Annotated in this window: 4 protein-coding genes; 3 read left to right on the forward strand and 1 reads right to left on the reverse strand. The window is 74.1% G+C overall.

The window, feature by feature from the left end; all coding sequences use genetic code 11:
- Positions 1 to 15: 15 nt before the first annotated feature.
- Positions 16 to 8,856 (forward strand): non-ribosomal peptide synthetase, encoded by an 8,841-nt coding sequence (locus OHT52_RS00570; RefSeq protein WP_328718081.1) that lies wholly within the window; start codon positions 16 to 18, stop codon positions 8,854 to 8,856.
- A gap of 134 nt (positions 8,857 to 8,990) precedes the next feature.
- Here the strand turns inward: OHT52_RS00570 and OHT52_RS00575 are convergent, their stop codons facing one another.
- Complete coding sequence (locus OHT52_RS00575) at positions 8,991 to 9,986, reverse strand: helix-turn-helix domain-containing protein (RefSeq protein ID WP_328718082.1); 996 nt, start codon at positions 9,984 to 9,986, stop codon at positions 8,991 to 8,993.
- A 303-nt stretch (positions 9,987 to 10,289) separates the two neighbouring features.
- Between OHT52_RS00575 and OHT52_RS00580 the strand changes: the two genes are divergently transcribed.
- Both OHT52_RS00580 and OHT52_RS00585 read left to right on the forward strand, forming a co-directional pair.
- Positions 10,290 to 11,030 carry a peptidase E gene (locus OHT52_RS00580; RefSeq protein WP_328718083.1) on the forward strand — a complete coding sequence of 247 codons (741 nt, stop codon included), beginning with the start codon at positions 10,290 to 10,292 and terminating at the stop codon, positions 11,028 to 11,030.
- A gap of 250 nt (positions 11,031 to 11,280) precedes the next feature.
- Positions 11,281 to 14,376, forward strand: coding sequence for a type 2 lanthipeptide synthetase LanM family protein (locus tag OHT52_RS00585; protein WP_328718084.1), 3,096 nt, complete (start codon positions 11,281 to 11,283; stop codon positions 14,374 to 14,376).
- The last annotated feature ends 18 nt before the right edge of the window (positions 14,377 to 14,394 follow it).

Below are 14,394 nucleotides of genomic sequence, written 5' to 3' on the forward strand. Positions count from 1 at the left end.
GATGGGGAGTGAACGGTGGCTGATCACGCTGATCACCAGGTGGAGGAGTGGCGGCAGGCTCTGAGGGGCCTGGAGCCGCTGGAGCTGCCGACGGACGGGCGTCCGTCCCACGACGGTCCCGCTCCCTCGGACCGCGTCCCCTTCGGCGTAACCGCGCGGACGGCCGGGGCGCTCGCCGCGCTGGCCCGCGAGCGGGAGACGGAACTGCCGTCCGTTCTGCTGGCGGTGTTCCACGCGCTGCTCGCGCGCCACTCCGGCCGGGGCGACGTCCCGGTAGTGGTGGCCGACGGCGGCGGCCGGGCGCGCGCCGTGCGGAGCCCGGACGGGGACCCGCTGTTCGAGGAGACGCTGGCGCACGTCGCGGTGGCCGTGCGGGCGCACGTCGCCCTGCCGTACGGGGAGATCGCGGACGCGGCGGGCGGCGCGCTGGACGGCGCCCCGTGGTTCGCGTGGCGGGCCGCCGGTGAGGAGCCGGCCGTGTTCCCGCCCTCGGCCCGGATCACGCTGGAGCTCACGGCGGAAGGCGACGGGGTGCGCGGCCTTCTCGGTTACCGCACCGACCTGTTCGAGCGGGCCACCGCGGAGCGCCTGGCCGGCCACTTCGGTGTTCTCGCCCGGTCCGCCGCCGATGAGCCACAGGCCCGGACGTCCGCGCTGGAGATGCTGACGCCCGCGGAGACGACGCGCGTCCTCTCCGAGTGGAATGGTTCCCGGTCGCCCTTCCCGGACACCTCGACCGTCCACCGGCTGGTCGAGGAGCGGGCTGCCCGGGAGCCGGACGCGGTCGCCCTGGAGCACGCGGGCCGGCTGCTGACCTACCGCGCGCTGGACGAGCGGGCCAACCGGCTGGCGCACCACCTCCGGGAGCGGGGCGTGGGGCGCGGGGCGCTGGTCGCGGTGTGCCTGGACCACGGCCCGGATCTGGTGTGCGCACTGCTCGGGGTGCTCAAGTCCGGTGCCGCGTATGTGCCGTTGGACCCGGCGTACCCGGCCGAGCGGCTGCGGTACATGGTCGGCGACAGCGCTGCGCCGGTGGTGGTCACGCAGTCCGCGCACGCCGGTCTGTTCGCCCCGGACTCGGAGCTGCTGCTCACCGACCGCGCCTGGCCGGACGGCGACGGATCGGCCCCGCCGGCCGTCGCGAGCGCGGACGATCTCGCCTACGTCATCTACACCTCCGGCTCCACGGGCCGCCCCAAGGGAGTCCGTGTGGCACACCGGGGTGTCGTCAACTACCTGTACTGGTGCGACCGCAACTACCCGGCCGCGCCGGGTGCGGAGATCGGCTCGCTGCTGTGCTCGTCGGCCGCCTTCGACCTGACGGTCACCGCCCTGTTCCTGCCCCTGGTGCAGGGTCTGCGTCTGGTGGTACCGAGCCCGGAGCCGGGAGCGACCGTGTTCGACGCGGCCGTGGAACTCGTGGCCACCGGCGCGCGGATCAGTTTCCTCAAGGCGACGCCCTCGCACCTGGAGCTGCTGGCCGCCCGGCTGGAACGGGACGGGCTCCGGCACGGCATCGCGACGGTGGTGGCGGGCGGCGAGGACCTGACGCCGTCGCTGACGCACCGGATACTGGCGAACGGCACCGACGACACGACCGTCGTGAACGAGTACGGACCGACCGAGGCGACCGTCGGCAACGTGGTCGGCCGGACCGAGGCGGTGGACCCGGCGGCGGACCACGTACCGATGGGCCGCGCGATCGACAACACCGAGGTGTACGTGGTCGGCGCGCACGGCGAGGTCCAGCCGGTGGGCGTGCCGGGTGAGCTGCTGATCGGCGGCGTGAACGTGGCCCTCGGCTACCTGGGGCGCCCGGACCTGACGGCAAAACGGTTCGTCCCGCACCCGTTCTCGGCCGACCCGGACGCCCGGGTGTACCGCACCGGGGACCTGGTGAAGTGGCTGCCGGACGGCCGGCTGGTGTACCTGGGCCGGATCGACGACCAGGTCAAGCTGCGCGGCCACCGGGTGGAGCTGGGCGAGATCGAGAGCGCCCTGCTCGCCCGGCCGGGTGTGGCGGGGGCGGCCGTCGTGGTCCGCGAGGACGTTCCCGGCGACAAGCGGCTGGTGGCGTACCTGGTGCCGACGGACGGCACCGCTCCGGCGGCGGCCGAGCTGCGCCGGGCCCTGGCACGGGATCTGCCGGAGCACATGGTGCCGGCCCGGTACGTGACGCTGGAGCGCATCCCGCTGACACCGAACGGCAAGGTGGACCGCAAGGCGCTGCCCGCGCCGCAGGGCGCGCGGCCGGACCTGTCGACGGCCTACGCGGAGCCCCGCACTCCGACGCAGGTGGCGGTCGCGGGCATCTGGGCCGAGCTGCTGGGCGTGGACCCGGTAGGCGTCGACGACGACTTCTTCGAGCTGGGCGGGCACTCGCTGCTGGCCGCGCGGGTCGCCGCCCGGCTGCGCCGGGACCTGGGTGTGGAGGTGCCGCACCGCACCCTGTTCGAGGCGCCGACCCCCGCCCTGCTGGCTGCCGCCGTCGACGCACTCGAACCCGGCACGGCCGCGGTGATACCGCGCGCGGACCGCCCGGCGGGGCCGCTTCCCCTCTCATTCGCACAGCAACGGCTCTGGTTCCTGGACCAGTTGGACCCTGGGCGGGCGGAGTACGTCGTTCCGGCCGGGCTGCGGGTCACCGGGGGCTTCTCGCCGGACGCGTTCGGCACGGCGCTGACGACGCTGGTGGCCCGGCACGAGATCCTGCGGACCCGGTTCGTCGCGGACGGCACGGGCCGGCCGGTGCAGGTCGTCGACGCGCCGCGCGAGATGGACGTGGACACGCACGACGGGCGGAGCATCGGTGAGGCCGGCGCCCTCGCCCTCCTGCGCGAGGCGGCGGGCCGGCCCTTCGACCTGGCTACGGGGCCGCTGCTGCGGGCGGTCGCGGTGCGCGTGGACGAGGAGGAGTGGCTGCTGCTGATCGCGGTGCACCACATCGTCTCCGACGGCTGGTCGGAGGGCGTACTCGCCCGTGAGATAGGAGAGTTGTACGGCGCGGCGGTCGAGGGGCGGCATGCCGGTCTCGCGCCGCTGGAGATCCAGTACGCGGACTTCGCCCTCTGGCAGCGCGACGTCCTGGCCGGAGCGGCGCTGGAGAAGCAGGCGGCGTACTGGCGCGACCGGCTCACGGGTCTCCAGCCTCTGGAGCTGCCGGCGGATCATCGCAGGCCGGCCGAGCGCTCGGGTCGCGGCGACGCGGTCGCCTTCACCGTGCCCGCCGAGGTGGTCGACGCCGCGCGGCGGACGGCGGCAGGGCGGGGCGCGAGCCTGTTCATGTCGCTGCTGGCGGTGTTCCAGCTGCTCATGTCCAAGTACAGCGGGCAGGAGGACGTCGCGGTGGGCAGCCCGGTCGCGGGGCGCGGCCGGGCCGAGACGGAGGAGCTGATCGGCTTCTTCGTCAACACCCTGGTGATGCGCACCGACCTGTCCGGCGATCCGGGCTTCGGCGACCTGCTGGACCGGGTCCGGGAGACCGCGCTGGGCGCCTACGATCACCAGGACCTGCCGTTCGAGCGGCTGGTGGAGGAGCTCGCCCCGGAGCGGGACCTGTCGCGCACCCCGCTCTTCCAGACCATGTTCGTGCTCCAGAACACGCCGGACCAGAACGCCTGGGGCCTGCCGGGACTGGCGGTCGAGCCGTTCGCGGTGAGGGCGGAGGAGGCGAAGTTCGACCTGACGCTCTTCCTGACCGAGCGGCCCGACGGATCGCTCGACGGGAACCTCGTGTTCGCCGTCGACCTGTTCGACCGCGCCACCGCGGCCCGGCTGGCCGGCCACTTCGCCACGCTGCTCGGCGCGGCGGTCGCGGCCCCGGACCGACGGCTGTCCGAGCTGGAGATGCTGGCCGGCGCCGAACGCCGCCAGTTGCTGACCGAGTGGTCCGGGGCGGCCTCCCCCGTCGCGGACGCCTCGACGACCGCGCACCGGCTCGTCGAGGAGCGCGCCGCGCACCTGCCCGGTGCGGCGTCGGTGCTGTCGGAGACCGGGGAGCTGACCTACCGGGAGCTGAACGAGCGTGCGAACCGGCTCGCCCGGCACTTGCGGGCGGCCGGCGCCGGACCCGGCCGGGTGGTCGCCGTGTGCCTGGAGCGCGGGCCCGACCAGATCACCGCGCTGCTCGCCGTACTGAAGTCGGGATCCGCCTATCTGCCGCTCGACCCGGAACACCCGGCCGACCGGCTCGCCTTCATGATCGAGGACTCCGGTGCGGTGCACGTGGTGACGGATGCCGCGCACGAGGACCTGCTGCCCCGGACGCCCGGCCGCTTCCGCACCGACCGGGACCGGGCCCTGATCCAGGACCTTCCGGAGCACGACCCCGAGCCCTCGGCCGGCCCGCGGGATCTGGCCTACCTGATCTACACCAGCGGCTCCACCGGCCGCCCCAAGGGAGTCCAGATCGAGCACCGCAGCCTCGTCAACCTGATCCACTGGACGGTGGGGAGCTTCGGCGCCGCGCCGGGCCGCCGGGTCGCGCACCTCGCCGGCCTCGGGTTCGACGCGGCGGCCTGGGAGCTGTGGCCCGCTCTCGCGGCCGGCGCCACCGTGTGCGTGCCCGAGGACACCGTGCGGCGTACGCCGGAACTCCTCCAGGGCTGGCTGACCCGGCGCGGGGTGCACGGCACGTTCCTGTCGACGCCCATGCTGGAGGCACTGGCCGGGCTTGACTGGTCGGAGCCGACCTCACTGGCCCACGTACTGACCGGCGGTGACGCGCTGCGCCTGCCTGCCGGGCTGCGGCTGCCGTTCCGCGTCGTCAACAACTACGGGCCGACCGAGTCGACCGTGGTCACGACGTCCGCGGAGGTGGTGCCCGGCGTGGAGGTACCGCCGATCGGACGGCCGGTCCGCAACACCGTCGTCCATGTCGTGGACCGCCACGACCGGCCCGTCCCCATCGGCGTTCCCGGTGAACTCGTGGTATCCGGGATCGGGTTGGCCCGCGGCTACCAGGGACTGCCGGAGCGGACGGCGGAGCGGTTCGTCACGGTGGACGTGGACGGCACACCTCGGCGGGTCTACCGCACGGGCGACCGGGTGCGCTGGCTGCCCGACGGCCAGCTGGAGTTCCTGGGGCGCCTCGACGACCAGGTGAAGCTGCGCGGCCACCGCATCGAACCGGGCGAGATCGAGTCGGTACTGCTGGCCGGTTCCGAGGTCGCCGCCGCGACCGTCGTCCTGCGCGAGGACGTCCCCGGCGACAGACGACTGGTGGCGTACGTCGTCCCGGCGGGGCGGGCGCCGTCCCCCGAGAGTCTGCGCGACCGGCTGGGCCGCGAGCTGCCCGCCCCCATGGTGCCGTCCGCGTTCGTGGTGCTGGACCGGCTGCCGCTCACCCCGAACGGCAAGGTGGACCGGCGGGCGCTGCCGGCTCCGGAGCCCCGCTCGCCCGGCCGGGGCGCCCCGCCGCGCACACCGGCCGAACGCGCGGTGGCGACGGCCTGGTCGCAGGTACTGGGTACGGACGTCACCTCCGTCGACGACAACTTCTTCGAGCTGGGGGGCCACTCACTGCTGGCCACGCAGGTCACCTCACGGCTGCGTGCGGCGCTCGGCGTGGAGGTGCCGGTACGCGTCCTCTTCTCGGCGCCCACCGTCGCCGCGCTGGCGGCCCGCGTGGAGCGGCTCGCCCCGGACGACTCGGCACGGATCGTGCCCGCCGCCCGGACGGGCGGTCCGCTGCCGCTGAGCTCCGCCCAGCAACGACTGTGGTTCCTGGACCAGCTGGAGCCGGGACGTGCCGAGTACGTCGTCCCGTTCGCACTGCGGGTCCGCGGCGTGCTGGACGTGGCCGCGCTGGAGGCGGCGCTCACCACCATGGTGGCGCGGCACGAGATCCTCCGGACGCGGTACGTCCCCTCCGACGGCGAACCCGGACAGATCGTCGACCCGCCGGCCCCGGTCGTGGCGGCCGTCCACGACCTGCGCCATGTCGCCGATCCGGCCGAACGGCGCTCCGCGGCGACGCGGTTCGCGCAGGCCGAGGCCCGCCGTCCGTTCGATCTGGCGACGGGCGCGGTGCTGCGCGCCCATGTGGTGCGACTCGCCGACGACGAGGCCTTCCTGTTGCTGATGGTGCATCACATAGCGGCGGACGGCTGGTCGGAGGGGGTCATGGCGCGCGAGCTGCGCGAGGGGTACCTCGCGTCGGTGTCGGGGAGGGGTCGGGACACCCTGCCCGAACTTCCGGTTCAGTACGCGGACTTCGCCGTGTGGCAGCGGGAGCGGCTGACCGGTGAGGTGTTGGAGGCGCAGCTGGGTTACTGGCGGGACCGGCTCACCGGGTCGGAACCGCTGGAACTGCCGACCGACCACCGCCGCCCGGCGGGGCCGCCCGGAGGCGGCTCCACCGTGGCGTTCGAGGTTCCGGCCGAGGTCGCCGCCCGGCTGCGGGCGACGGCCACCAGGAGCGGGGCGAGCCTGTACATGGTGCTGCTGGCGGTGTTCCAGGTACTGCTGGCGAAGTACAGCAGGCAGGACGACATCGTCGTCGGGTCGCCGATCGCGGGCCGCAACCGGGCGGAGACCGAGGATCTGATCGGTTTCTTCGTCAACACGCTGGTGATGCGCACCGATCTGTCGGGCAACCCCTCCTTCCCCGAGCTCGTGGAGCGGGTCAAGGACACCGCGCTCGGCGCGTACGACCACCAGGATCTTCCCTTCGAGCGCTTGGTGGAGGAGCTGTCGCCCGACCGCGATCCGTCGCGCAATCCGCTGTTCCAGGTGCTGTTCGCTCTGCAGAACACGCCGGACGACCACGTGTGGAGCCTGCCGGGGCTGACGGTGGAGCCGTTCGCGGTGACCGGGCAGGACGCGAAGTTCGATCTGAGTCTGGTGATGTCCGAAAGGCCGGACGGTGCTCTGGGCGGTTCCCTGGAGTACCGCACCGATCTCTTCGAGCACGACACCGTGGAGCGACTGGCCGGCCACCTGGGCACACTGCTGGACACGGTCGCCGGCACCCCGGGGAGCCGGCTGTCGCAGCTGTGCCTGCTCACCCCGGCCGAACGGCGGCGCACGCTCGTCGAGTGGAACGCCACCACGGCCGCCTTCCCGGACACGGTCACCGTGCACGGACTCTTCGAGGAGCGCGCCGCCCGACAGCCGGACGCGGTCGCGATCGAGACGCCGGAAACCTCCCTGACGTACGGCGAGTTGAACGCACGGGCCAACCGGATCGCCCACCATCTGCGGGCCCGGTACGGGGCGCGGCCGGACATGCCGGTGGCGGTGTGCCTGGGCCGCGGGGCCGACCTGGTGACGGCGGAGCTCGCGGTGCTGAAGGCGGGGGCGGCGTACGTGCCGATGGACCCGGAGTATCCCGCCGAGCGTCTGGCGTACATGGTGCGGGACACGCGGACGCCGGTCGTCCTCACCCACTCCGCGCACGCGGACCGTCTGCCGCCCGGTGTCCCCCTGCTGCTGCTCGACGCCTGCGACGCGGACGCGGGTCCGCTGGCCGGAGAACCGGTCACCGACCCGGAACCGGTCTCCTCCTCGCGCGACCTGGCCTATCTCATCTACACGAGCGGCTCCACCGGCCGGCCCAAGGGGGTCCAGGTCGAGCACCGCGGCCTGGTCAACCTCGTCCACTGGACGGCGGTCACGTACGGTCTGGAGCCGGGGCAGCGGTTCGCGCTGCTCGCGGGGATCGGATTCGACGCGGCGGCCTGGGAGTTGTGGCTCGCTCTCACCCGGGGTGCGACCTGCTGCGTCACCACCGACTCGGTCCGGCTCGCCCCGCAACTGCTGCGGGACTGGCTGGGCGAGCGGCGGATCCACGCCGCGTTCCTGTCCACGCCGATGCTGGAGTCCCTGTCGGCACTCGAGTGGGGCCCGGAGAGCACCCTCGACTACGTACTGACCGGTGGCGACCGGCTGACGCTGCCGCCGCAGGCCCGGCTTCCCTTCCGTGTGGTCAACAACTACGGGCCCACGGAGGCCACGGTCATCGTCACCTCCACCGTGTGCGTACCCGGCGAAGCCGTCCCGCCGATCGGCCCGCCGATCGGCAACACCCGGTGTTTCGTGGTGGACCAGCACGGCGCTTTGTTGCCTGCCGGAATCCCCGGTGAGCTCCTCGTCGGCGGCGTGCAGGTGGCGCGCGGCTATCTGGGGCGCCCGGACCTGACGGAGGAGCGGTTCGTTCCGTTCGTGTCCGATCAGGAGGCGGCCGACCGGGTCTACCGCACCGGCGACCTGGTCCGGTGGCGGGAGGACGGGCAGCTGGAGTTCCTGCGCAGGATCGACGACCAGGTCAAGATCCGCGGCATCCGCATCGAACCGGGTGAGATCGAGGCCAACGTGATCACGCACCCCGGCGTCGGAGAGGTCTCCGTCGTCGTCCGGGAGGACACGCCGGGCGACAAGCGGCTGGTCGCCTATCTGGTGGCCGCCGGGACGGAGGTTCCGAGCGTCGCGGAACTGCGCACGCACCTGGGACGCCACCTGCCCGAACCCATGGTCCCGGCGGCGTTCGTGGTGCTGGAGCGGCTGCCGCTGACGGCGAACGGCAAGGTGGACCGGGCGGCGCTGCCGGTGCCGGACGGCCGCCGGCCGGACCTCGGGACGTCGTACACGGCACCGCGCAACGCCGTCGAGCGCCACATCACGGCCGTCTGGGCGGATCTCCTGAACGTCGAACGCGTGGGCGTCCACGACAACTTCTTCCAGTTGGGCGGGCATTCGCTGCTCGCCACCCAGGTCGTGTCGAGGCTGCGGAAGGCGTTGCGGGTCGATGTGCCGGTCCGGACGGTGTTCGACCGCCCGACGCCGGCGGAACTGGCCCAGGGCGTCGCCGACTTGCTGATGGCCGCGATCGACGCGCAGTTCGCGTCCGCCGGATGAGACCGCGCACCCCCACCGTTCCGGCGACGGTGGGGGTGCGCGGAGTGCGTGCTTCGGGGCGCCGGAGGCGCGGCGGCGTGCGTCGGCGCGTCGAGGTGGGTCGGGACGCTTCGGCGGGGTGGGTACCGGGCGTGTCAGACCGTGTCCTCGACCAGGATTCCGCCCTGGGCGATGGCCAGGGCGCCGAGCTGGAAGCGGCTCTGCGCACCGAAGCGGTCGGTCAGTTTCTCGGAGAGCCGGCGCACGGTGCGCAGCGAGACGTCCATCCGGCGGGCGGCGGCGGCGTCGGTGAGGCCCTGCGCCCAGAGCCGCAGCACGTGCTGCTCCTGGAGGGAGAGGCTGCCGCGGGTTCGCGGGCGCGCCTCGGCCAGTGGCAACGCCTCCTTCCAGAGGCGGGCGAACAGGGCGGCGAACGCTTCGGTGACCGACTCGACGCAGCACACCATGGCGCCGGCGACCGACTGGACGCCGACGACCGGTACGACGGCGTGGGTACGGTCGCAGAGGATCATCCACGCGGGCAGCGAGGGCAGCGTACGGATCGAGCCGATGCCGTCGCCGCTCCCGCGCAGCCGGTCCATGGCGTCGGGATCGTTGCGGACGCTCTCCAGCACGATGGTGCGGGCGGCCGTGCCGCGGCGGCGCAGGATCTCCTCGACGGGCGGGACGCCCCCGGAGGCGGCCGTGGCGAGGCGTTCGGTGGGACCGACCGTCAGCCATTCCTGCTCGCATCCTTCGGCGAGTTCCGCGACCCGCCGCCACACGGTGTCCGCTCCGGCCAGCCACTCGACGCCCGGCGCGCTGTCCCGGCCGGCGCGGCCGTGCTCGGTCAGCAGCCGGGTGACCTCCAGTCGGCTGTCCTCCACCTGGAGCCGGTGCCGGGCGAGTTCGGCCTGCTGCCGGGCGAGCATCGCCGCGAGGCCCAGCTCCAGGTCGACCGGCCGCCAGCCGGTCGCGGTGTCGCCGGGAACGACGAGCAGCAGGGCCGACAGCTCTTCCAGCCCCTGCCGTACCGTCTCCTCGGCCTCCCGCAACCGCGCCGCCAACTCGGTGATCCCGGCGTCTGGCAGGTCGACCATGGCGAGATAGACGCTTCGTGCGACGGAGTCGATAGCCTGAGTGGTCCGCATGTCCTTCACTCCTGTTGTCTCGTCAGTACGGCACCTGGTGATCACAAAGTCGAGTCGACGACGGTCCTGCGGGCGTGGCGGCGCGGTCCCGTGCCGCCGCGGGGTTCCGTCGGCCGGACACCAGTAGACGGGGGCCGGGGCGCCAGCGGATGCGGGCCGACCACCCAAGTTGTGCCGGAGCACCGCGCGGCGCCCGGGGGCGTCCGGCCGCCTTTCTCGGCGGGTAGCTGTTTCCGCCACTTCGCGGCGGTCAGGGTGCCCGCCGGGGGATGCGCGGGCGGGCCAGCGGCTACGATCGCGCGCATGCCCGCTTCGCAGCCGACCGTCCTGGCCACATCCGGAGGGCATCGCTCCGGCGCCCGCGCACGGGTGCTGTTCGACTCCCTGGTCCACCACGCGGTCGACCTGTCGGGGGTGCACGGGCGCCGTCCGCGGATTCTGTACCTGGGCACGGCGGTGGGGGACGCGGAGCACGTCACCGCGCGCATGCACGAGGCCGCGAGGGTGGCGGGTTTCGACCTGACGCCGCTGCACCTGTTCCCCATGCCGAGCGTGGAGGACGTGGAGGGCACGATCCTCGACCATGACGTGGTGTGGGTCATGGGGGGTTCGGTGGCGAACCTGCTGGCGGTGTGGCGGGTGCACGGCCTGGACGCGCACCTGCGGCGGGCCTGGCAGGCGGGGGTCGTGCTGAGTGGGGTGAGCGCTGGCTCGATCTGCTGGTTCGAGGGCGGCACGACCGACTCCTACGGGCCGCTGCTGCGACCGGTGGTGGACGCGCTCGGCTTCCTGCCGTACGGCAACGGGGTCCACTACGACTCCGACCCCGGACGCAGGCCGATGATCCACCGGCTGGTCGCCGACGGCACCCTGTCGTCCGCGCACTGCACGGACGACGGGGTGGGGCTCGTCTACCACGGCACCCGGCTGGTGGAGGCGGTCACGGAGTCGGCGGGCAAGGGTGCGTACGTGGTCACCCGCGAGGGCGACGGGGTGCGCGAGGAACGCCTGGAGCCGCGCCTGCTGCCGCCGACCGGGGACTGACCCCGGGAACGCGGGGAACCGTCGGGCGGCGGGACCGCCTCGCCGAAGGGGGCGCGCCGGTGGGCCGGGCGGCGCGCACGGACCGCCGGACGTGGACCGTGACCTGCGGCAGCCGTCCCGGCTCCGGGAGCACGGCCTGCCCACGGAGTGCGTCCCCCCACCCGGCCCCCGCCCTTCGGCGGGCGCCGCCGAACAATATGGGGGAACCACCCCCATGTGGGGGTCGTACGCGGCCTGCGACCTTCCTCATGTGACCGAATCAGCCGTATCCACGACTCCCCGAAGCGCGCACCTGCCGCTCGCCTGGTGGGCCCCCGCGCTCTCTCTCGCCGAGCGCGTCGCCGCCCCCGGACGTCCCGTGGCGTCGGATACGACCGCCGTCTCCGGCCGCGCCCCCTGGGACGCCGGCGACACGGCCGGCTTCGCGGCCCGACTGGCCCATCTGGGCCTCGACGAACTCGCCGTACGGGCCCTCGCCGACGAGGCGCCGGAGCGGCTCGCGCACCGGGCCGGCACCCCGCGCTGGGCCGGTCACGTCGAGGAGTCGCTGGCTCGCTCCGTCGGCGCGGCACCTCCGGTGCCGTGTGACGACGCCACCGGGCCGGAGGTCTTCACACCGGTCGTGGCACCGCTGGTGACATCGGTCTCGAACTCCCTGGACCACCGGCTGGCACTGCTTCCCGCAGCCGAACGGAACGTGTTGCGCACCTCGTTCGAGCAGTGGCTGCTCGGCCGACTGTCCCGGCAGGCGGCCCGTACCCTGGTCCGCGAACTGGACGGCGCCCGGCGCGCCGGACGCCTCTCCGGGGCGACGTCGCGCGACCGGTTCGCCTCGTTCCTCGCCACCACCGGCGGCGCGGACGGTCTGCGGGCACTGTTCACCGCCTATCCGGTGCTGGCGCGGATGCTGGCCGAGACGGCTCTGGACGCGGCCGACGCGGTTGCCGAGCTCGGCCTGCGGCTGCACGCGGACCGCGCCGCAGTGGTGGCCGACCTCCTCGAAGGCAACGACCCCGGCCCCCTCACCCGCGTGGAACTGGGCCGCGGTGACGCCCACGCCGGGGGGCGCGCGGTGGCGGTGCTGGAGTTCGCGGACGGTTCGCGGACGGTCTACAAGCCTCGCCCGCTGGGTCACCACGCGCTCCTCGACGACCTGACGCGCTGGCTCACCGGCCGGGTCGAGGGACTCGAACTGCGCACCCCGCGCACGGTGCGGCGGCAGGAGCACGGCTGGCTGGAGTTCGTCGAGCACCGCTGGTGCGGTTCGGTGACGGAGGCGGACGCCTTCTACCGGCGCCAGGGTGCGCTGCTGGCCCTGCTGTACGCGGTGGACGGCGCGGACATGCACTACGAGAACCTCATCGCGGCCGGGGACCACCCGGTGCTGGTCGACGCGGAGACCTTGCTGCACACCGGACTTCCGCAGGCCGCCACGGCCGGGGCCGACCCGGCCGCCGACGCCCTCCAGGCCTCGGTGCACCGGACCTGCCTGCTGCCCCATCTGCTGATCGGTGAGTACGGCGCGCTGGACATCTCCGCGCTGGGCCGGGCGGGGGAGGGCACGTTCCCGAGCGAGGGGATGCGGTGGGAGGACAGCGGACTGGACACCATGCGCGTCGTACGGGGTCCGGTGGTCAGTCCTGCCGCGCAGAACCAGCCGTTGCCGGGCGGGCACCGTCTCCAGGGCGCCGACCACCGGGCCGCCCTGCTGGACGGCTTCCGGACCGCCTACGCGGCGATCCGCGCACACGGTGCGGAACTCGCCGCTCCGGGGGCCTTGCTGGAGCGGCACGCGCAGAGTCCCGCACGGCTGATCGTCCGCTCCACTCGGCTGTACTCGACCCTGCTGGAGGAGTCCACCCACCCGACGCTGCTCGGCGACGCGCTCGCCCGGGACGCCGCGTTCGCGGTGCTGTGGACCGAATCGGCGCACGACCCGGCACGCGGCCGGCTGGTGGAGCACGAGACCGAGGACCTGTGGCGCGGGGACGTCCCGATGTTCGTCCACCGCCCTTCCGGCACGGAGGTGGGGACCGCGGGTGGGACCTGGGTGGCGGACCTGCTGCCGGTGTCGAGCCTGAGCGCGGTCCGCGCCAAGATCGCCCGGATGGACGAGGTCGACTGCCGGGACCAGGAGTGGATCGTCTCGGCCGCGCTGGCGGCCCGCGATTCCGGCTCCACGCTGGTCCGCCCGCGCTCCGCGCTGGTGTTGACCCCGGTACCGGCCGTGGTGCCCGAGCCGTCGCGGCTGCTGGCGGCGGCCTGCGGGATCGCCGACGAGATCACCGCCCGCGCCGTGCGGGCCGGTGGCCGGGCCAACTGGCTGGGCCTTGAGCGCCTGCCGGGCGGGCACTGGTCGGTCCTCCCCATGGGCGCCGGGCTCGCCCAGGGCTACACCGGAGTCGCGCTGTTCCTGGCCGAGGCCGGGCTCCTCGCGGGCGCGGGGCGCTACACGGCGCTCGCCCACGAGGCCGTACGACCGCTGCCGGCCCTGCTGAAGATGCTGGCCGCCGACCCGGAACTGTGCGCGGCGGTCGGACCGGGGGGGTACGACGGACTCGGCGGCATCCTCTACGGCCTGGTGCGGCTGTCGGTCCTCCTCGACGCCGACCTTGCCGACTCGCTGCCCGACGCGCTCACCGCTCTGGAACACGCCGTGGTGGCCTCCACGGATCCCGGCTTCTCGGACGGCGTCGCCGGTGCCCTGGCGGCCGCGGTCGCCGCCCACGACGCCACGGGCGCCCGCCGGACCCGCGACCTCGCGGACGCGGTGGCCGACGGCCTGGCCACCGCGTCCGCGCGGGACGGCGGCGCCGCGGGGTTCGCCGAGGGTGCCGCGGGCATCGGCTGGGCGCTGCGGCGCCATGCGGAGCACCGCGCGGACGGAGAGGGCCACCAGGAGGTGGCGGCAGGACTGCTCCGCTCGGCCGACGCCGGCCCCGCCGGGCACGGCCCGTCATGGACCTCCGGTCTGCCGGGGATCGCCGCCGCCACCGCTCACCTGCCGGGACGCGGCGGCCTCGCCGCCCGGCTGACCGCCCTCGCCGACGGCCCCGACCTGAGCGCGGGCCAGGGTGCCTTCGGAGTCTTGGAGGCCCTCACCGTCCTGGCGCGCCGGGGCGACGGCGAGGCGTCCGCCGCTCTGACCCGCGCCACCAGCCGGGTGCTGGCGACGGTGGAGGCGCAACAGCACCGCTGTGCCACCCCCGACCAGGTGCCCTCTCCCGGAATGCTGACGGGCCTGGCCGGCATCGGCTACGGGCTGCTCCGTCTGCACTCCCCCGACCGCGTCCCGTCCGCGCTCCTGCTGGAGCACTTCTGTCCGGGCCGGCCGCCCGTCCGCTGAGAGAGCGGCGCCCGCCCT

The sequence above is a fragment of the Streptomyces sp. NBC_00247 genome (assembly GCF_036188265.1).
GTDB lineage: Bacteria > Actinomycetota > Actinomycetes > Streptomycetales > Streptomycetaceae > Streptomyces.